This window comes from Stieleria maiorica, from assembly GCF_008035925.1.
GTDB lineage: Bacteria > Planctomycetota > Planctomycetia > Pirellulales > Pirellulaceae > Stieleria > Stieleria maiorica.
This window is the reverse complement of record NZ_CP036264.1, coordinates 6,899,667-6,918,989: the sequence shown is the minus strand read 5'-3', so window position 1 is coordinate 6,918,989 and position 19,323 is coordinate 6,899,667. Positions and strand designations below refer to the sequence as shown.

The following is a 19,323-nucleotide window of genomic DNA, read 5'->3' as shown; positions in this document are numbered from 1 at the left end:
CTATGAACCTAAGCCGTTTTGTTCAGATTTGCGGTCCGTCATTTTTTGCCGTCACCGCCGTGCTTTCGATCGGCCTGTCCGTCGCAGTCATCCTGCTTGCCGTGAAAGCAAAACGCGAACTGTTGTTGTCGGCATTTTTCCCGCTGTGTTTTCTGCCGCTGTTGATCGCCGTGGGGGTGTCCCTTTTCCGATTGCTTTCGTCGATCGATATGCAACTGGATCATGAGGAAGCCTCACTGCGAGATCCAGGGTTGTTGCTGACGATGAATCTCGTGCCGCTATTCTACGGCGCGACGGCATCGGCCGTGCCCGCGGCGTTCGCGATGCTGGGCCGTTGGGGGCTGGCCTGGCGGGCAAGTGGGATCAGGCTGCTGCCCGAGCGGAAACACGAGGATTCGGGCAGCGACCAATTCGATCCAGCCGCATGGGCCAAGAAAGATGCCGACGACTACATCGAACAACTCGTTCGCCCCCGCTAGCCCGATCGGATTTGGAGGCCGAGCGGATTAATCCGTTCATTGGTGTCCGCGCACGATGGTTCTTCCGAGCCATTTGGAAACTCGATTCGACGACCGAATCGCTGTGAAAGCGGAAATGTTCGCTCCGGGCGGATCACTGATCCGGCCAGTCGGCCAGTTCGAATTTCTTTTTTGTATTGGCGGTGTGATCGTCATAATGCCGCTCCATTTGCCGCAGCAATCCGCGTAGCGTCCAGCGGCTGCCCGGAGCCCGCGTGTCGAGGTTCACCCCACGGAGCAGGTAGGCAAACCGTCGCGTGAAGTCGCTGACCCGTTGCATTTGCCGTGCTTCTTCGTGCCCATCCCAGTCGGGATGCGCCGCGGCATAGTCCGCTGGCATCTGCTGGGGATTCAAATCCATCACCGGGATCGCCGGATCCAGTGCGTGATAGATCTGTGAAAAGAACAGCAGTTGTCGTCCCATCATGTGTTCGGCGTTCCAACGTGGCGTATGCGTTCCGTTGGCAGGCCGGAAGTTCAATTGGTTCGCACTCAGGGCACGGAACACGACTTGCGAACGCGCGCACGACGCTTCCATCTTTCTGACCAACGTTTCCAGCTCCTCGGAAAGCTCAAAGGGCGTCGATTGCAACGTCACCAACCGTGTCGTCTGACGTCGGTCGCCGGCCCGGGCGATCGCAAAGGTGTTGTGGTCGATCTGGGTAAGCTCGCCGAGTGAATTGATCTGTTTCGCAAAGCGTTCGGCGGCCTCTGCGGCAATGCCGGAGGGAATCAACACGAAGCGTGGTTGGATCGTATTGATCCAGCTGACCACGGCGTTTCCGGCAACCCGGTCGCCGGCCGGCGACGGCAGGACCACCGCGTCGATGCGGGTGTTCGCGGCACCGGTCGCAGCAGCTTCTTTCAGGAGAGCGACACCGCCGGCCGATGACTCGGCCAAAACCGCTAGAGTCACGCCGTCGGTTCGAACCAGCCAGCCCACGGCATCCCGGTCTGGTCCCAACAGCGATGTCACGCCGATCGCCCCAGGCGGTAGAGGTTGGCCCGACGCCGGATTCCACGATGCGGCGTCCTGATTCGGTCGTCGCGACCACACGTGGTCGATCCCCGTGCCGATTGCGACGTGCTTTTGAAAGGACGGATCCAGCTTCTCGTCGGCCGCGACGCCGGAAGCAACGATCACGCGAAGCCCCCAGTGATTTTCGATGTCGACGCGACCGTCGGGCCAAGTCTGAATCGCAACGGGATCGCCGTCGGCGGCAACGGACGAGACTGGCGTGTTGGCGATCAACCATACGATCATCGACACCGCACCGCAAAACGAGCGTGCGACGGGCAATATTCGAGTCCTGGGCATAGATCAATCCGTACCGGATCCGTTATTTTGATTCGTGCGACGTTGGGCCGTCTTTTCCGATGCCATTCCACTTTAGCGTAAATGATCACGATCGAATCGATCCAAGTCGGGAAAGTGGTGACCGAAGGTGATCCCGACACGCGTGACGTCCTTTCACGGCAATGGACCAGTGCCTTTCGAAAGTCTCGCGTCGACGCTGTGGTTTCAGCAAATGAATTGGGCATCGTCGGTGACCAAGTGGCCGATACCAAGAACCACGGCGGGCCGGACAAGGCGATCCTGTGCTATGCCAGCGTGCACTATCGTGCTTGGGCCAAAGAGCATCCCGAACTCGAGTTGACGCCCGGCGGATTCGGCGAAAACCTGACTCTCGCCGGTGCCACCGAGTCGGACGTCTGCATCGGTGATCGATTCCAGTCGGGCGATTGTGTTCTGGAGATCAGCCAACCGCGTCAGCCTTGCTGGAAAATCGCCCGGCGCTGGCAGACCAAGTCGATGACCAAAGAAGTCGCCCAGACCGGCCGAACGGGATGGTACGTCCGAGTCGTTTCCGACGGACAATTGGCCCCCGGCGCGACGATGGCCCTTCAGCTTCGCCCCAACCCCGAATGGACGGTCGCCCGTGCGAACGATGTGTTGTATGGCCGCGAAGTCGATCGAATGTCGGTTCACGCATTGATGAATCTTCCCCAACTGTCGCGAGAATGGCAGGACGCGTTGGCGTAAGGGCGGCAAAAAAATAAACTCCGCGTTTGGCATATTTGCGAGAAGGAATCGTTTTCGATGAGCTCTCGCCTCCCCCGCAGGACCCCAAGACGATGTCACGACCAAGCGATGACAGGATCATCGAATCGATTCGGCTGTATCGCGAAGCCCTGGATGAGACACAACGGCTGTATATCGAAGCCGGGAACCAGGTCCGCGGGTCCTACGCCTGGCTGGGCGGAGGTGACGCCCCCGATGCGGCGTCGGTCGCTGATCAGATGAATGACCTGCATCAGGGATTCTTGATGAAGGTTTTTGCGACCGTGGTGCCCGACGCGAGCGCAAAGAGTCTTGAGCAGCGGCAACTCGGCCGAGTGCTTTTGGAACACATCTGGGGCAAGTCGGTTCTGGGTAGCCAGTTGCACGAAGCGGTCGATTGGTTGATCGGTGCCGCAGGCGAATTCCAGTGGGCTGATCTGGTGCGTCCGTTCGTCGAACTGCCCGAGCTTCGCGATCACTGGGGGGAACTGGAGACGTCGGCGATGCGGATGGCGACGTTGTTGACTTCCGTCGACGGAACGGTCAGCGCGTCGGACAACCAGCGGATCGAACAAATGAAAACGCAGTTTGATACCGCCCGTGGTCGCGCGCCGGAAACGCTGACCAGCGAGGTCGACACGTCCAATGCGCGCGATGCGTTGGCGTGGCTGCGTGAAGAAGCCAAGCGGTTGAGGGAAGGCATCGGTCCGACCGCCGCAGAAAAACCGACACCGGTCGCCGGTCCCGGCGGAAGTGGCTCGGCGGGGACCGCGGCCGCTAAACCGTCGCAACCGGTCATCGACGGCCAGCCGGTCGACGAACGCACCCCCGAGGAACGGCTGGCCGACGCCAAGGCCAAACTGGACAGTCTGATCGGGCTGGAGAACATCAAAGACCAGATCACGACGTTGACAAACTTTTTGGCCATGGAACGTCGCCGCAAAGAGTTGGACCTGCCGACGTCACGCCCCAGTTTGCACATGGCCTTTGTCGGCAACCCCGGAACCGGAAAGACGACCGTCGCCCGCATCATCGCCGAAATCTACGGTTCCCTGGGCATCTTGGAAAAAGGTCATCTGGTTGAAACCGATCGCAGCGGATTGGTCGCCGAATATGCCGGACAAACCGGCCCCAAAACCAATGCCAAAATCGATGAAGCGCTCGACGGTGTCTTGTTCATCGACGAAGCCTACACGTTGATCGATGAAAGCGGTCAGGACCAATATGGTCGCGAAGCGATCCAGACGCTGCTCAAGCGGATGGAAGACCAACGCGACCGACTGGTCGTCATCCTGGCCGGTTATCCGGTCGAAATGCGGCAGATGATCCGCAGCAATCCGGGGCTGAGCAGCCGGGTCGGAACGACGATGCAGTTCGCGGACTATTCACCCGAGGCGTTGTGCCGGATCTTTGAATTGATCGCCAAGAAATCCAAGTACACGTTGCCGACCGAGTCCCGGCGCAGATTGTTACGCGGGTTCACGTACCTGCACTCCAATCGCGACCGTCATTTCGGCAACGGGCGAACGTCCAGGAACTCTCTGGAGCGAAGTGTCCGTCGGCTGGCCAATCGGATCGCCGCGGTCGAAGACGTGACGCGTGAGCTGTTGACGACGCTTGAGCCAGATGACATCGAGGTCGCCGGCGTCGATCCGATGCATCTGAAAGCCATGGCGGCCCAGCCCGGCAAGGTGCGTGTCGAGTGCAAGGGGGTGCCGCAGGTGATCGACGATCAACTGTTGGGAACCGAAGTCCGATGCAAAACCTGCGGTGAAACCTTCATGGCCGACTGGGGCGAACCGGTCTTGGAACTCCCCGCGGGGGAAGAGGAGGCGTTGTAGTCGTGTTCACCCCCGTGTGGTCTGAACACTTCAGCCTGAAACAACAAAAGCGCCCCCCCACAAGAGCTACGCAAGGGTGCGTTAATCGGCAGAAATCGATGATGATGACGACATTAAACTGGACACTCTGTGGGTTTTGCGTATCATCCGGTCCTATCCCCCCATTCATTTCCCACCATTCTTGGAGCATCTGATGCGGCGTTGTATTTGTCTATGTGGTCTCCTCCTTGCTTTGGGACTTGCGTCGCAAGCCTCCGCGGCGGCCGTGCTGCGTTATTCAGCAGACGGGACCGCTGCGAGCGCCCAAGATAACTTGGTGGTTAACGGTGATCTCGGCGAAACGTTTCGCTTTTCGGTGTTCCTTTTTGAAACCGCCGGGGACACCCGTTTGTCAGCGACTGGACTGAACACCGCCGGATTCCAGGCCAATTTCAATACCGGATTGGGAACAGTTTCTAATCCGACGACGGACGCCGGTTTCGGATTTGCTCCCCCAGCAACGGTCGACAATGCAAGTGGAACCGTCGTCGCTGGTGGCGGTGTCAACTTATTTAGCCCCGCGCGACCTGGTCGAGGCACGGGCAACGCACTGATCGGCTTCTTCGATTACACGATCGAACAACGGGGAACAACGACGTTTACATTTACCGACCCGAACCCGGGCTCGACGGCAGACAATGTCCTCGATGACGCCCCCGCGTTTACCGATTTGGACCCGGAAGTGTTCGCCAACCCCGGAACGATTACGGTTGTCTCTGCGGTGCCAGAGCCTTCGACGATCCTGGCGTTGGGCGGATTGGCGGGTTGTGCCATGTTGCGTCGTCGCCGCCGCTAATAACAACGAAATCGAGCATCTACCATGGAAGCATCGCCGGTAACTGGCGATGCTTTTTTTTATTTCGGTGTCGTGGTGCGAAACGCTCGGATCGTTGTGACGACATTCACGACCTGTTTGGCACTTCGACGGTCCCAAAGGCTTGCCTGATCGAACAACGCAACCTCAGAATGAGATCGCCACGCCGACGACTCAACCGATTCTCTTTTTACCGCGCGACATCCGTTCATTGACGCCTCCGACCGAGACCACTGCGACGCAAGCTTCGGCGGCCGCCCGACATACCCGCTCGTTTGCAACTTCATTCGGCCGTGTCCGGGCACTAGGGTTAGGCGTCTTGATCTCGGTGACGTTTCCGATGTGGTTTCACCCTTGGTGGCAGGAACTTGGTTTTCCACGCGTGCCCTGGGTGGCGATGCCGGGTGGGGCCTGGGCCGTTGGCGCGATAGAGACCGCGGCGTTGTTGGGTTTGGTGATCGGTTTAGCCGCGTTGATGATTCTGCGTCTTCATCGCTGGTGCTGGTGGGGCATTGCCGCGGCACTGGCGGCGTTGATCGTGCTGGACCAACATCGATTGCAACCCTGGGCGTACCAGTCACTGCTGTATGCCGTGATCCTGGGTGGGTTGCCATGGCGGGAAGGACGCCGCTGGCTAATGGCGCTCGCAATCAGTGTTTACTTCTACAGCGCCCTGGGAAAACTGGACTTCCAGTTCGTCCACACCGTCGGCCACCAAATGGTCCAAACGCTGGCCGCTCCGATCGGCGGACTCGGCGAAACGACGGCGACCAAGCTTGCCTTCGCACTGCCGCTGGGCGAGCTGTCGATTGCGTTGGCACTGATGTTTCCCCGGACGCGACGAATCGCCGGCGTGGCTGCCGCTGCGATGCACCTTACCCTGATCGGTTTGCTCGGCCCCTGGTCGCTCGGACACAGCCTGGGCGTGCTGGCTTGGAACGGCTTGTTGGCCGTCGAGGTTGTGCTGCTGTTTGTCGTCGCTACGCGAACGGCGACAGAAGTCGAGACGACCGAACAACCGGAATCGATCGACCGATCGCATGCCACCCCGGCAGTGAGTTGGGCGATTCGGATCGTCGTCTTCGCCGCTTTGCTGCTGCCATTGACCGAGCGACTGGGGTACTGGGATCACTGGACCTCGTGGGCGCTCTATTCGCCACACAATAGTCGCGCCGACGTTCAGATCCACGATTCGGTGGCCGATCGATTGCCGGACCACCTGGCGATGTTCTTGGCCGACGATGAGGATGGCGATGGCGACCGCTGGCATGATCTGGACCTCGGCGGCTGGTCGCTTGATCAACGTCGCGTGCCGATTTACCCCCAGGCGCGGTACCAACTGCAACTGGCGCTGGCATTTTCCAATCGCCACGATCTCGGACCGGCGGTCCGAGTGAAATTGAAGAGTGCTTCGGATCGCTGGACGGGAAAGCGGCAGGAGACGTTCTTGATCGGCGCAGACGAATTAGAACGTCACGCCGATCGGTACTGGCTGGGTGCCCCATCACCATGACGGAAAGTCGCCGTGTTCTCCGAACTCGGCGTGCGTAATAACGCGAAACTTCGCCCCGCGCCGACCTCGGAGAGGACGGCGACTGTCCGGCCCAATCGAAAACGAAGCGGCCTCGACTACAAGACCGAATCGTCGCTGATCGCCAGATGCGAATTCCGTGCGTCTTGCCACTGTGAGTCGCAGGCCGATCGGGTCCAGGTTCGCAGCAGATCCAGTTGGACGAGCTTGGAAATCAACTCCGGTAGCGTCGCGGCATCAAAATGTCTCATCACCGCCGCACGCCGTCGTTCGACCGTGCGATCGGAAATCTGCAGTTCACGTCCGATCTCGCGATTCATTTTGCCCCGGACGATTCGATCGGCGACGTCACGCTCCTGGTCCGACATCTGGCTTGCCGCGTGCTCCAGGGAATCAAGTCTTCGCTTGAATCGCACGTAGGTTTGGACGCTGGCGGTCACATCCCGCGCCAGATTGTGTCGTCGAACGATCGGGCCGCCCTCGCGTTGTGCCACCCCGACGGTGTAGATCGAGAGGATCCGTCGCTTGCCCGACGCGTCACGCACGCTGCGAAGCGCGTGGATGCGATGGCCGTCGCCGAGCTCGGCTTGCTGACACTCGGGGACATCCTCATTGAGCGGATCCCCCGGGCACAGAAACTGCTCGTACGACCGGCCGGCGAAAACGCGCGGGTTATACCCCAATACAGTTTGGATCGACGGACTGACGTACGTGACTTCCGAGGATCCACGGTTGGAAAAGAAAAAGTAGGGGTCGACAAAATCGGTTGGCCGCGGCCGGTCCAATGCCCAATCACTGCTCACTTCGACGGCTCCTGGTGTGTCTTCGGTGCGGGATTGGCCAACATACTTGGGGGGGCTCGGATTGCGAACAAAGACTGCCCGTCTGACCGGGAACCCTCAACGGGCGTGGGGGCATGGTCGGGGAGCGGCGAGGGTCGATCGATTTGGTGGGAGAGGGAGGCAAGCACAATGGGGCAGAATAATTCAGGGCAGAATGATGGGCTGCCGGATGATGGTGCGCAGAAACTCGACGGGTAGAATGGGGGTGTGGAATCGATCGGAGCGCGAATCGTTTTGCCCCCATCGTCTTGCCCCCATCGTCTTGCCCCCATCGTTTTGCCCCCATCGTTTTGCCCCCATCGTTTTGCCCCCATCGTTTTGCCCCCATCGTTTTGCCCCCATCGTTTTGCCCCCATCGTTTTGCTCTTCCAGCGTTCAGGCGGCCCTGAGTCACCAGTGAGGTCTGATTTGTCAGTGCGACGTTTGATCCTGAACTTGCTGGCGGCGGTGTTGCTGCCGGTGTGCTTGTGCGCGGCGGATGACGATTCCGTCTTGACCGCTTCTTCACCGCCCCAGAACGCACCGCCTCGAAAACTTGATCTACCTTCCACGCCGTATCGCTACAGCCAGCTGGATCTACCGCCAGTACTTCTCGATCGGCTCGGCCGGCTCGACAACACTCCCGTGGACAATCCGTTAACGGATCATGGAGCGACACTCGGTCGCGTGTTGTTTTACGACAAATCACTATCGGCAAACGGAACCACGTCCTGTGCGACGTGCCACGTCCAAGAAAATGCGTTCAGCGATCCGCGTGCGACAAGCGTTGGGTTTCGCGGCGAAAGGGTGACGCGAAATTCGATGAGCCTGGTGAATTTGCGTTTCTATGCACGCGACAAATTCTTCTGGGACGAGCGTGCCGACGGACTGGAGTCACAGGTGTTGATGCCGATCGAGAACCCGATCGAAATGGGACACACGCTCGACGCTTTGCTGCCTCAATTGTCGCGTGATCCGATCTATCGCCCGCTGTTCACCAACGCGTTCGGCGATCCCGATGTCACGGCGAAACGAATCGCTAAAGCACTTGCGCAATTCGTCCGTTCGATCGTGTCATTCCAATCACGCTATGACATCGGCCTGCGCCAAGTCGGCTCGCCCCGGGAAGATTTTCCCAACTTCACCGAGCAGGAAAACCTTGGGAAACGACAATTCTTTGGCCGCGCCCGGTGTGCCGAATGCCATCTGCCGGGTCACGACGACGACGGCATCAGGCAGTGGTCGATCTTTCAATTGAGCGAACCCGGCAACAACGGAATTGATGTCGATGGTCCCGATGTCGACGCCGGCGTGGCGTCCTATTCGGGCCGGACGGTCGACCGGGGCAAGTTCAAAGCGTCATCCCTGCGGAACATCGAATTGACCGGGCCGTACATGCATGACGGGCGGTTCATCACCCTGGACCAGGTGATCGAACATTACAATTGGAGCGTCCGACCACATGAGAACCTGGACCCGCGATTGGCCGACTTTTCCGCAAACGGTTTGGCGTTGCCGGAAGTCCCCAAGGTTGCCCTGGCAGCGTTTCTTGCGACGTTGACCGATCGCAAATTGTTGACCGACCCCAAGTACTCCGATCCGTTCGTCAAACGGCCGTAGCAAACGGTCGACCACGTGCCAACACGCCACGTCAGAGTGTGGCCTTTGATGCATTCCATCGTCCCCTGCCTCTGACTTGGAACGCGTGGCCGGTGTGTCCCCGGGCAGCAGCCCGGAGACAAAACTGATCCGCGGCAGGTGGGCGCAGGAAACCGACTTACAGTTCGCGGATGGAGAGAGCGCGGAACTGGACGGCGTCGCCGTGGCCGGCAAACCCGAAGTGGCCTTTGGGACGATCTTTGCCGGGGTGGGCGCTGTCGGCCATGTACTCGGTGATCTCCGACAGGTCGGTTTTCAAGATCACGTTGCCGTTCAGCTCCACCGTGATGCTACTGCCATCAACCGTGACCTCTTGGAAATTCCACTCGCCGACCGGACGCAAGAATCCGCGTGCCGCCGCCGCCATGCCGTAGGCCGAACCGTGGTACTGCCGCTTGTCCAAGCCTGCATACTTTTCCGCGGTGTTGTCGAGCACCTGCAGCTCGCACATCGCCTCATAGGCCGGGTTGCCTTTCAGCGGCGAACGAATCGCCAATCCGTTGTTGCCCCCCGGCGGCAACCGGAACTCCAGCCGCGCGACGAAGTTGGCGTACTCCTTTTCGGTCAGCAAGTTTCCGCCCTTTCCTTTCTTGCACGCGATCGCCCCATCGACGACTTCATAGTTGTCCGTCGCGCCGACCCAACCGGTCAGGTCACTGCCGTTGAAAATCGATTCAAACCCGTCCGCACCTTTGGCCGCCAGCGTGCCGTTCGCCTCTTCGGTGCTCAGTTCTTTGATCTTCAAGTTGCGCCAACGGATTTCCCCGCCGTGGGTTTGCAGCTCGATCGGACCGCTGACGAACAAGGGCGATTGTCGATCCCAATAGTTTTCCATGATCGCATGATCGACGACCAACTGATCATTCAACCAAACGCTGGTCCGCGCGCCGATCTGCAGCACGCGCACCGAATTCCACTCGCCGAACGGTTTGTCGGCACACACCAACGGGTCTTTCCCAGGGGCGCCGGCGCTGTTGTTCCAAAGTCCCCCGCTGCCCTTGTCGGCCCCCAGTTTGAATTTGGCCTCTTCGGTCGTATCCCAGATCTGAACTTGCGGAGTGGCTTTCAGATAGATGCCGCTATCGGCCCGCGGGACCGTCTTGTACTCCAGATGCAATTCATAGTCACGATAGTCTTTGTCGGTGACCAGGTAGGCTCCGTGCCCGTCGTTGACCAGTTCGCCGTTCTCGACACTCCAGTGTTTTTCGGCGTCGGCTTGCCACTCGGCCAGCTTGTCGGCGCGTTCCTGCTCGGGCAGTTCGGCCAACTTGATCGGGCTGAAATGGGGGCGGCCGTGCCAGCCGTCCAGGTTCTGGCCGTTAAAAATCGGTTGGAAACCGTCGGGGGATTCGGCCGGCGTGACCGATGGCAGCAAAGCGATGGCTGCGATTGCGGCAGCACAGACCAGGCGGGAAAGTTTCATGGCGGGGGTGATGTCTAGCGGGTAGGAAACTGGAAGGCCGCTATGATAACCAAACTTTGCCGCGATTGGTCGGCGGTCGGTTACCGGAACGGTCAAAAATCACGGCGTGCAAAGTACAACGACGAAACCGTCAACATCACGGCCAAGAAAAGGCTGCAACTGACGACGGGGCGCAAAACCTTTAACTGGACGACTTCCTGGTCCTCTTCCGAACTGCCCCCGATGGCAAACGAGGTCTTACCGCTGACCAACGCCGCAACCGTCTGGCTCAATTCCCCCGTTTGCGGCGTCAGGGTACGTAGCGGCGTGATCAAATAACGGTCGACGCTTCTCCAACTGGTCAGGGAGGGTCGGATGGTCCGGTCGACGGTCGCTGCCGCCGTGGCGTCGTTCCCGATCGTCACGAAGTCGATCGAGTCGATGTGGTGAGCGATCGCCAGGTGGCCAGATTGCTCGTCGAACTTGATCGCCGTCACCTCGCGTTGCGGCAGCAACGTCCAAACGACATCGGTACCGCTGCGTGTTGCGATCCGGACCCGGCCGTCGGTCGTCAAAACCGCGAAACGTTCGGCCTGGCCCACCCCTTCGGCGGCCACCACCGTCTGGTCTTCGGGCACAGGAAACTGAACGAGCGTTTCCAACGTCGTCGCGTCGATCCAACGGATCGGTTCGTCCGCCCGAGCGAGAAGCACCGAAGGGCCGCTGACGGCCATTGTCGTCCGCGCCGCGCTGTTGTCATCCATCAACACATCCGCGGTCAGCTTGGTCGTTGCATCTTCAGTTGACGGTGCATCAGCGGCGGCCGGCAACTCCAATCGCATCAGGCGGCCACGCGAATAAACGATTATTGATTGTGTCCCCGAAACCGCCTCCACACGGACCGGATCGGTCAACGTGACACCGCGGGGAAGGATGGAATGAAACGATTCGGTCGCGCCGCCCTGCATGCGGATCAAGTCGGTGATCCACGCGGTGACCCCGATGCTTTCCGGCGACGGCACCGGTTCGGCATCGGCCGGATCACTCGACCGTTCACCGCCACTATCGTCGCGCGGTTGTTCCGGATCGCTTTGCCCGATCCCCGATTCGGAAATCGCTTCGTCGATCGTGGTTGCCATCAACCCGGCGTTGTTGAGTGCGAGCAATTGGTCGCCGAGGATGACCAAACGCCGCGTTCCGTTGGGCAGCCGCAGTCCGGGATTGGGCTGCCAGTCCTGAGCCCCGTCCAAGATCAACAGGTCCAGCGATCCGCTGCCGTACAAGTTGAACCGGCCGCCACGAATGCGCGCCGTTGCGATCTTGCCCGCTGCGATGCGGACCGGCGGCACGATCAAGTCGCGGCGACGAAAATCGCCTTCGATCACCTCGTCCCACTGGTTCGATGCCGGGTCAAGACGCTTCAGCTGGCCGCCACGCGTCGTGGCCACAACGTCCCGGCCGTCAAACGACATCTGCGCGATGCGGTCGGGTCCCCGAACCAACGCGTCAAAGTAGCCGCCGATGAACCCGATCACCAAGACGAACGCGCCGAACATGCAGGTGACGCCGATCGACAAGATCGGGGAACGCCAACGCAGACCGGCAAGCAACGAAACGCTAAAAAACACCGCAAACAAGAACACCGCGACCGGGATGCACCACAGCATCCGCGCGTTCCAAATGTCCAGTCGAAAGCCCGCGATCAGCCACAGCCCGACGACCAGCTGGGTCACGCACAAAAACACAAAAGCGCAGCCGCCGACGAACTTGGACAACAACAGCATCGTCCGCGAAATCGGCTTGCTCAACAACAAGTGCAACGATCCCGGTTGAAGCATGTCGGGAACGATCGACGCGGTGACCAAAATCCCCAAAAAAATCAGCGCGAATCCGAGCAGCCAATCCATCATGATCGGCACGACAAACTGATTGATCAGCGAAACGAATTGCTCCTTTCCGATCAAGAAGAAGGCCGGGAAATCGAACCCCGCATAAGACAGCGTGACCGACCGGGCCGACATCGCGGTGAACACACCGGGCAAGGCGGCTTCGATCCGAAGCCTGGCCCGACGCCGCCGCTGGGGCGTGGTCAGTTCATCCTCGGGAATCTCATCCAACTCACGCAACTCGCGCAAGCGAACCGTCGTCTGCCACGCTTGTTGATCGTACCAGGATTCATCATCCAACGAATCGTTCAGCGAATCGGCCAGCGCCCCCTTGTCGATGCGTACGTCTTCACCGCGGGCGACCTGACGAAGCTTGCGCTGGATGTCGTCGGGAAAGGTCCGTGCGAGCCGCCCCAGCGCCGTTTCCGATTCCTTGGGATCGACCAGCCCCCGCGCCAGCATCGCCTTCATCTGCGTGCCGTTGTCCAAGTCGAACCAGCGAAACGTCGTCGTGTAATCTTCGTGGTATCCGATCGGCGCCAGCGCCGCCAGGAAGATCCAGATGGCGACAAAGGCGATCCAGAGGATCCGCGAAGCGAGTGCCGAATGAAAGGAATCGGCGATCACGGCCAAGTACGGTTTGATCACTGCTGGCCCCCATCGCCGACGACCGCCGACGGGACTTCCGAATCGGTTTCCGACGAGGGACGATCAACGGTGTCGGTTTCGACCAACCGCATGAACGTCTCCTCCAACGATTCGCGTCGCACTTCCAATCTCCAGATCGATCGGCCCGCCCCGCGCAGCCGGTCGACGACCCCATTGATTTGGTCCTGTCCGGCCACGGCAATCGTCAAACGGAATGCATCGCGGACCTGAGTCGATTCCAGCTCCAGTGGTTCACCGTCGGCGAAGATCGCTTGCCAGTCCGGTGGCCGATCGTCGGGCCCATCACAGGGGACTTCGACGATCAGTTTTTGTTCGTCGCGATGCGCCAGTTCGTCGATCGGCCCGATCGCTTTGATTTCGCCTTTGGCGAGGATCGCCACCCGTGTGCAAACCATCTCCACTTCCTGAAGGATGTGGCTGTTCAGAAAAATCGTCTTGCCGCTGTCGCGCAACCGATCGATCACCTTGCGGACCTCGTTTCGTCCGACCGGGTCCAGCCCATCGGTCGGTTCATCCAGCACCAAAAGATCGGGGTCGTGAAGCAAGGCTTGGGCAAGCCCCAACCGCTGGTACATCCCTTTGCTGAACCGCCGCACCGATTCTCGATCGCGTCCTTCCAAACCGACAAGCTTCAACAAGTCGTCGCTTTGCGCGCGAATCTCGGCAGCGGTCATGCCACTCATCCGCCCGTAGTACCGCAGCGCCGATCGGGCCGAATGGTGGCGATCGACGCGCAATGATTCGGGCAGATAACCGACGCGGGATCGGGCGGCCGAACTGCCGATCGGTTGCCCCAACAGCGTGGCGTCACCGCCGGACGGTTTGACCACGCCCAACAGCATCTTGATCAGCGTCGTTTTTCCGGCGCCGTTGGGACCGAGCAACCCGAAGACCTCGCCGGGATACGCTTGCAACGAAACGCCTCGAACCGCATCGATCCGGCGGCGTCCGGTCAGCGACAGGCTGCGATAGGTCTTTCGCAGCTGGTGGACATCAACGATGGGTTCAGACACGGCGGATCTTGATGGGTTGGCGACTGACCGACCCAGTATAGCGGCGCGCGACGAAATCCGCCCGCCCTGACCGGTTGGACATGCCGGTTCACCATGCCTGTTCGAGGAAGCATTCGCGCGCTGACATCAAGTACTGGCGGTCCGCCTGAACATTGGGTCGCCGTGTTCTCCGAACTCGGCGTGCGCATAAAATCGGCGTGCGCATAAAAAGCGAAGCTTTGCCCCACGCCGACCTCGGAGAGGACGTCGACAGTTCAGCTACCCCGCGGCGGCCCCGAACATCAGATAGCCCAACCATGCCATCGAAACGGCGATCACCGCCGCTGCCAACCAGCGATGCCCCGGATGCCGCCAATCCGGCCGTTGGATCTCGCGTTCATACAGACTGCGAAACCGCTCGCGTTGGTTTTCGGTCGTGAACACCCCGTCTTCGACCAGTTCGTTCAAACCGAATTGAGTCGAGTATTCCACCACGCCATAGACCCGATGGCGGCGGTCCAATTCGTCCACGCCGACCCCTTCGAAATACCAGAGCTGGTTGCCAAATTCGGTTTCCGTTTCGGCCCGATTGTCGATACATCGCAACTGCAAGATTTCACTGCGTTGTGGACAAAAGCGGGCGCGGATCATGGCCCGATTGCAATCGAGCCTGACCTGGCGGATGGTCGCTTCTGAAAACCGAATCACCTGCACGTGGCTATTCATAGACCCCTCTCGTTATTTTCCGCCTAGTGGAAACTAAACTCACTTAATCCGATTATTGCCGGGAACCTAAATCCCGTCATGGGCAGAAAGCGGAAAAAGCGGACCGAATCTTGATATTTGTCAAATCGTGGGTATCAGCGCTCGGCAAACTGGCGAAGCCCCGTCGTGTTTGTCGACCAGTGACTGCCACAGAATGAACGCGCGTTCAACATTTTTGCGGCTGCCCGAAAGGCGTTGCGGCCAGCACAAAGGCGGCTTGATCGACCGAACGCTGACTTCAACCGATGCATACCCGGACTGCGCACATTGAATCCCGATCGTCCTCCGGCAAGGGTCCGCGAGGAGGCAACGCAGACAGGTCGCGTCGGCTCGCGCCAGACGGCTGACCGTCGCTCGACATCCGCCGGTTGCCACGAACATTCGGCCTCTCCGGCCGGCCTTCCGTTTTCGGGTTTGGGTTCAAGCCCGCGCGTCACCACCGCTACAGCCAAATTGCCGAGCGGCGTTAAACTGGTCCTCGATCTCCCGATGACCAAGCGTTCCGCGGGATCCGCCACTGCATCGAGCGTCGCAACTCTGGGGCGGCCGCCCTGAACCGCAGACGCAGCCCCATCCGCCCCTGTCACACATTTAACCTGTAATGCTCGAACGCCGTTCCCTGCGAGCCCCCGTCACTCTGGGGGTCGTCCTGATCGTCCTGGTGGTGATCCTCGGTGCGATCTATACGGTGTCTAGCTTCATCGGCTCGGAGCGCAGCGGGTTGTTCTGGACGCTGTTCATCCTGGGCAGCCTGTTGCTGTTGAGCATTCTCGCCGGAGTGATTGTCTATTTGACGCTGACGATCAAGGCCGTTCGTTTAAACCAACGCCAATCCAACTTCATCGACTCGGTCACCCATGAACTGAAAAGCCCGATCGCGTCGTTGAAGCTGTACCTGCAGACGATGTCGCGGCACAGCGTCGACGAAAGCCAGCAACGTGACTTCCACCGCATCATGTTGGAAGACGTCGAACGGCTGGACGCCCTGATCAACCACCTGTTGGACGCGGCCCGCATCGACCGGGGAAGCGAACCCGAAGACGACGAGGTGTTCCGGCTGGACCAAATGCTTGCCGAATGCGGCGAAGCGGCATGCATGCGCTACCGCCTGCCGACCGAGACGGTCCAAGTCGACAGCACCCCCGTGACGATCCGCAGCCGTTCGGTCCAGGTCGAAATCTTATTCCGCAACCTGATCGACAACGCCATCAAATACGGCGGGTCTCCCCCCGAAGTCATTGCGTCGATTCGCCCAGTTGAAGGAAAAGGAAAAGAAGATCAAGTGGTCGTTTCGATCACCGACAACGGCGCGGGAATCCCCTATGACAAACGCCGCAAGATTTTCGGCCGATTCGTGCGTCTGGGAAACGAACTCGAACGCAGCACTCCGGGCACCGGACTGGGGCTGTACCTGGTGCGGACGGTCAGCAAATCCGTCGGTGCGAGCGTCAGGATTCGGGGCCGGCGCGAAATCGACGGCAACGCAGGCACCGTTTTCGAAGTCACCATGAAAAACGTCGTCACCGACACCAACCTGAAACCTGAAACCTGAAACTGCCACGTCCTTCCCCTCGCCCTTGAACCAATACAGCTATGCGTCCTCATATCCTTGTCGTCGAAGATGAAAAGCACTTGGGGGTCGGAATCAAGTACAACCTTGAAGCCGACAACTATCGCGTCACGTTGGTCGAAGACGGACCGACGGCGCTGCGATTGATCGATGCGTCCAGCGAACCGATCCATTTGATCGTCTTGGATTTAATGCTGCCGGGGATGAGCGGCTACACGGTTTGCGAGACGATTCGCGACGCCGGGGTCACCACGCCGATCTTGATGCTGTCGGCCCGAACGCTGGCCGAAGACCGCGCGCGGGGTTTTGACGTCGGCGCCAACCAATACATGAACAAGCCCTTCGAACTGGATGAACTACTGAGCCGGGTAAAGAACCTGCTGCAGCATTCCCCTCCCTCCCCGGGCAAGGCGTCGCAGCGCCGCATGCGTGCATCGGTCGATTACATCGAGTTCGGCAACGTTTCGGCACACTTTCTTAACCACGAGGTTTCCGTCGGCGGAAAGACGGTCCCGATGACACCCAAGCAATTGAAACTGCTGAAGTACTTTGTCGAAAACCCCGACCGCGTAATCAGCCGCAGCGAATTATTGAGCGAAGTTTGGGAGATCAACGGAAACCTGCAAACACGCGCGGTCGATCAAACCGTCGCGCAATTGCGCAAGATCATCGAACCCGATAGCAGTCAACCGACCCACCTGCTGACGATTCGTGACGCCGGTTACCGATTCATCTTGGGACCGACGGACGGTCAAGCGGAGTGATCGCCGAGCGGCATCAGGTCGGGCGAATGACGCGTGGTGATCGCGTCAGTTAATCGTGGCGACCTTCGCCAGAAGGTGGATCCCCAGCCGTTTCCACGCTCCGGCGAACGCAGCGACGACAATCCATGTTTACCAGAGCAGCGTGCGCAAAAGAGGCGTGCGCATAAAAAAAGCCCCCGGTCCAGTACGAGATCCTAGGGGGGCGGAGGATAACGCGCTATGGGACCGGGAGCCGGTGGATCGTGTGTGGCTGGCAACCACTCGGGTTCGGTTCGACGCGGTCCCATGCTTCCTTGCCGGGACCTGCCGAACACTTGCCTGCGTCTCGCCGCCTTCACCGTCACACGTGATTCAATCCGTCGAATCCGTGCCGTACGGTTCGTCCGCAGCTACCTAAGAATCGATTAATGAATTCCAAGGCGCCAGTGCAGGATCACGCCAGCGAGTCGCTTCGATCGCTGAGCTTTGTTCGGCTCAAGGCCAAGCGTCTCAGCGATGGGCGGAAGATACGGGCGCCCCTTTGCGGCGGTCAAGGCGGATCATGCGCGGATCCGAAATTGTTTTCATGAATGTATTTGCTAGCAAACAAAAGAATGTCCGTCGACCGTCCTTGACGAAAACGCCTGCGCCCGTCGCGCGCATCAATTGCATTCCATCGGACATCGCGGATGCACCGCAGACACTCGCGCCGCGCGATCGAATGAAGCAACGATTGCTCGAAATTCTTGAAATTCCTGTAGGCAATTTCTTTGCAATGTGTGATATTTGATCGTCCTCCAATCAACACATCTTATAGACTTGATTTATGACGACGATGCAAACCCGAGAGATCGTGACAGCGGCATCTGCTCTCCTTGCAAAAAGCTCGGTGCCGGAACTTCGTTCGCTGCGAGTGGATGAGGAATCTAACGAGCTGCAGCTTCACGGCAACGTCCGCAGCTTCTATCACAAGCAACTGGCACAAGAGGCCGTGCTGCCGGTCGCCGGGTCGTTGCAAGTGGTCAACCACGTCGACGTTCGCAACTGATAGCGGACGGCCATGAGAGTTGCTGCCTGTGATCGGGCAGCGAGCGACAAAGGCCGGCAATCATGTTGCCGGCTTTTTCTTTTAGTTGACGATCACGCGCTGTTCGAATCGTTCAATCTTGACCGCACGCCCCTCGGCGTCCGATTCGACAATCGCACCGCACAGCCGCACGTCACCGGTGGCCACGTGAAAGTGACAGGGCTCTGCGGTTCGTGTGGTGTGGGTGACCCGTTCGATGTCTCGCCCGATGATGCTCTCGTACGGCCCGCACATGCCGACGTCGCATTGAAACGCGGTTCGACTGGGCAGGATGCACGTGTCCGCGGTGGGGACGTGCGTGTGGGTGCCGAGCACGGCGGTGACCCGGCCGTCCAGGTAGCGACCGATGCATTGCTTGTCGCTGGTGGCTTCGGCATGCACATCAACCAGGATGTGATCGGTGTGCGGCTCGATTTCGGCCAACACTTCATCGAGCGCCTTGAAGGGACAATCGACCGGTCGCATGAACACGCGTCCCATGATCGAGACGAACGCCAAAGGCCGCCGCCCGCCTCGTTTGACCAGTGACCAGCGTCGCCCCGAAGCCTCGTCGGGGTAATTGGCCGGTTTGACGATGCGATCACTTTTTTCCAGCGTCCGGATGATCTCTTTGCGACGAAAGATGTGGTCCCCCAAGGTGACCCCGTCGATTCCGCCGTCGATCAACCGCTCGAATTGCTTGGGCATCAAACCCGAACCGTCCGAAGCGTTCTCCGCATTGGCGATCACGTAGTCCAAGTCCAACTCCTCGCGGATCCGCTGCGTATTTTGCAGCACAGCGCTCATGCCCGGTTTTCCGACGATGTCTCCGAGAAACAGGAACTTCATACCGGGTGAATCACTGCAGGGGTTGGGGGACTGCGATTCGAAAACAAGACAACAACGAGCCGGCGGCACCAACCGCCCGGCGGACGGGGAAGCCGA

Annotated in this window: 17 protein-coding genes; 10 read left to right on the top strand and 7 right to left on the bottom strand. The window is 59.6% G+C overall.

Annotation, left to right across the window (positions count from 1 at the left end; genetic code table 11):
- Nucleotides 1-2 precede the first annotated feature (2 nt).
- Nucleotides 3-479: a hypothetical protein gene (locus Mal15_RS23670; protein ID WP_147870022.1), complete on the top strand. Its 477-nt coding sequence runs from the start codon at nt 3-5 to the stop codon at nt 477-479.
- A gap of 133 nt (nt 480-612) precedes the next feature.
- On the opposite strand, the gene Mal15_RS23665 is transcribed toward Mal15_RS23670, so the two are convergent.
- Nucleotides 613-1,836, bottom strand: coding sequence for a DinB family protein (locus Mal15_RS23665; RefSeq protein ID WP_233902982.1), 1,224 nt, complete (start codon nt 1,834-1,836; stop codon nt 613-615).
- A gap of 81 nt (nt 1,837-1,917) precedes the next feature.
- Between Mal15_RS23665 and Mal15_RS23660 the strand changes: the two genes are divergently transcribed.
- The 4 genes from Mal15_RS23660 (at nt 1,918) to Mal15_RS23645 (ending at nt 6,787) form a co-directional block, all read left to right on the top strand.
- Nucleotides 1,918-2,562, top strand: a complete 645-nt coding sequence (locus Mal15_RS23660) for an MOSC domain-containing protein (RefSeq protein ID WP_147872402.1) — start codon at nt 1,918-1,920, stop codon at nt 2,560-2,562.
- A 92-nt stretch (nt 2,563-2,654) separates the two neighbouring features.
- Nucleotides 2,655-4,421 carry an AAA family ATPase gene (locus tag Mal15_RS23655; protein ID WP_147870021.1) on the top strand — a complete coding sequence of 589 codons (1,767 nt, stop codon included), beginning with the start codon at nt 2,655-2,657 and terminating at the stop codon, nt 4,419-4,421.
- A gap of 232 nt (nt 4,422-4,653) precedes the next feature.
- Nucleotides 4,654-5,256: a PEP-CTERM sorting domain-containing protein gene (locus Mal15_RS23650; RefSeq protein WP_167547010.1), complete on the top strand. Its 603-nt coding sequence runs from the start codon at nt 4,654-4,656 to the stop codon at nt 5,254-5,256.
- Nucleotides 5,257-5,614: 358 nt separating this feature from the next.
- On the top strand, nt 5,615-6,787 hold the full coding sequence (locus tag Mal15_RS23645; protein WP_147870019.1) for a hypothetical protein: 1,173 nt from the start codon (nt 5,615-5,617) through the stop codon (nt 6,785-6,787).
- Nucleotides 6,788-6,903: 116 nt separating this feature from the next.
- On the opposite strand, the gene Mal15_RS23640 is transcribed toward Mal15_RS23645, so the two are convergent.
- Nucleotides 6,904-7,608 (bottom strand): LuxR C-terminal-related transcriptional regulator, encoded by a 705-nt coding sequence (locus tag Mal15_RS23640; protein ID WP_147870018.1) that lies wholly within the window; start codon nt 7,606-7,608, stop codon nt 6,904-6,906.
- Nucleotides 7,609-8,061: 453 nt separating this feature from the next.
- Here Mal15_RS23640 and Mal15_RS23635 point away from each other — a divergent pair, with 453 nt between their 5' ends.
- Entirely contained in the window at nt 8,062-9,246 is a 1,185-nt protein-coding gene (locus Mal15_RS23635) for a cytochrome-c peroxidase (RefSeq protein WP_147870017.1), read from the top strand.
- A gap of 157 nt (nt 9,247-9,403) precedes the next feature.
- Here Mal15_RS23635 and Mal15_RS23630 read toward each other — a convergent pair whose 3' ends face one another.
- The 4 genes from Mal15_RS23630 to Mal15_RS23615 all read right to left on the bottom strand — a co-directional run bounded on the left by Mal15_RS23630 (nt 9,404) and on the right by Mal15_RS23615 (nt 14,960).
- Nucleotides 9,404-10,708 carry a 3-keto-disaccharide hydrolase gene (locus Mal15_RS23630; RefSeq protein ID WP_147870016.1) on the bottom strand — a complete coding sequence of 435 codons (1,305 nt, stop codon included), beginning with the start codon at nt 10,706-10,708 and terminating at the stop codon, nt 9,404-9,406.
- Between the two features lie 92 nt (nt 10,709-10,800).
- Nucleotides 10,801-13,221 (bottom strand): ABC transporter permease, encoded by a 2,421-nt coding sequence (locus Mal15_RS23625; protein ID WP_147870015.1) that lies wholly within the window; start codon nt 13,219-13,221, stop codon nt 10,801-10,803.
- Nucleotides 13,218-14,255, bottom strand: a complete 1,038-nt coding sequence (locus Mal15_RS23620) for an ABC transporter ATP-binding protein (RefSeq protein WP_315854273.1) — start codon at nt 14,253-14,255, stop codon at nt 13,218-13,220. Before Mal15_RS23620 ends, Mal15_RS23625 begins: the two co-directional genes overlap by 4 nt.
- A gap of 258 nt (nt 14,256-14,513) precedes the next feature.
- Nucleotides 14,514-14,960, bottom strand: a complete 447-nt coding sequence (locus Mal15_RS23615; RefSeq protein ID WP_147870013.1) for a hypothetical protein — start codon at nt 14,958-14,960, stop codon at nt 14,514-14,516.
- A 640-nt stretch (nt 14,961-15,600) separates the two neighbouring features.
- Between Mal15_RS23615 and Mal15_RS23610 the strand changes: the two genes are divergently transcribed.
- From Mal15_RS23610 to Mal15_RS23595, 4 genes are all read left to right on the top strand, one after another.
- Nucleotides 15,601-16,551: a sensor histidine kinase gene (locus Mal15_RS23610; RefSeq protein ID WP_147870012.1), complete on the top strand. Its 951-nt coding sequence runs from the start codon at nt 15,601-15,603 to the stop codon at nt 16,549-16,551.
- Nucleotides 16,552-16,592: 41 nt separating this feature from the next.
- The gene (locus Mal15_RS23605) at nt 16,593-17,333 is read left to right on the top strand and encodes a response regulator transcription factor (RefSeq protein WP_147870011.1); all 741 of its coding nucleotides are present in this window, start codon (nt 16,593-16,595) and stop codon (nt 17,331-17,333) included.
- 565 nt (nt 17,334-17,898) lie between these two features.
- Nucleotides 17,899-18,102 (top strand): hypothetical protein, encoded by a 204-nt coding sequence (locus tag Mal15_RS23600; protein ID WP_147870010.1) that lies wholly within the window; start codon nt 17,899-17,901, stop codon nt 18,100-18,102.
- Nucleotides 18,103-18,138: 36 nt separating this feature from the next.
- On the top strand, nt 18,139-18,360 hold the full coding sequence (locus Mal15_RS23595) for a BON domain-containing protein (protein ID WP_147870009.1): 222 nt from the start codon (nt 18,139-18,141) through the stop codon (nt 18,358-18,360).
- Between the two features lie 81 nt (nt 18,361-18,441).
- Here Mal15_RS23595 and Mal15_RS23590 read toward each other — a convergent pair whose 3' ends face one another.
- Entirely contained in the window at nt 18,442-19,227 is a 786-nt protein-coding gene (locus Mal15_RS23590; protein WP_147870008.1) for a TIGR00282 family metallophosphoesterase, read from the bottom strand.
- Nucleotides 19,228-19,323: the final 96 nt, after the last annotated feature.

Coding starts and splice junctions, on each gene's coding strand:
- Mal15_RS23670 (WP_147870022.1), top strand. CDS start 3: ATGAACCTAAGCCGTTTTGTTCAGATTTGCGGTCCGTCATTTTTTGCC.
- Mal15_RS23590 (WP_147870008.1), bottom strand. CDS start 19,227: ATGAAGTTCCTGTTTCTCGGAGACATCGTCGGAAAACCGGGCATGAGC.
- Mal15_RS23605 (WP_147870011.1), top strand. CDS start 16,593: ATGCGTCCTCATATCCTTGTCGTCGAAGATGAAAAGCACTTGGGGGTC.
- Mal15_RS23655 (WP_147870021.1), top strand. CDS start 2,655: ATGTCACGACCAAGCGATGACAGGATCATCGAATCGATTCGGCTGTAT.
- Mal15_RS23615 (WP_147870013.1), bottom strand. CDS start 14,960: ATGAATAGCCACGTGCAGGTGATTCGGTTTTCAGAAGCGACCATCCGC.
- Mal15_RS23645 (WP_147870019.1), top strand. CDS start 5,615: ATGTGGTTTCACCCTTGGTGGCAGGAACTTGGTTTTCCACGCGTGCCC.
- Mal15_RS23630 (WP_147870016.1), bottom strand. CDS start 10,708: ATGAAACTTTCCCGCCTGGTCTGTGCTGCCGCAATCGCAGCCATCGCT.
- Mal15_RS23600 (WP_147870010.1), top strand. CDS start 17,899: ATGAATGTATTTGCTAGCAAACAAAAGAATGTCCGTCGACCGTCCTTG.
- Mal15_RS23610 (WP_147870012.1), top strand. CDS start 15,601: ATGCTCGAACGCCGTTCCCTGCGAGCCCCCGTCACTCTGGGGGTCGTC.
- Mal15_RS23665 (WP_233902982.1), bottom strand. CDS start 1,836: ATGCCCAGGACTCGAATATTGCCCGTCGCACGCTCGTTTTGCGGTGCG.
- Mal15_RS23660 (WP_147872402.1), top strand. CDS start 1,918: ATGATCACGATCGAATCGATCCAAGTCGGGAAAGTGGTGACCGAAGGT.
- Mal15_RS23595 (WP_147870009.1), top strand. CDS start 18,139: ATGACGACGATGCAAACCCGAGAGATCGTGACAGCGGCATCTGCTCTC.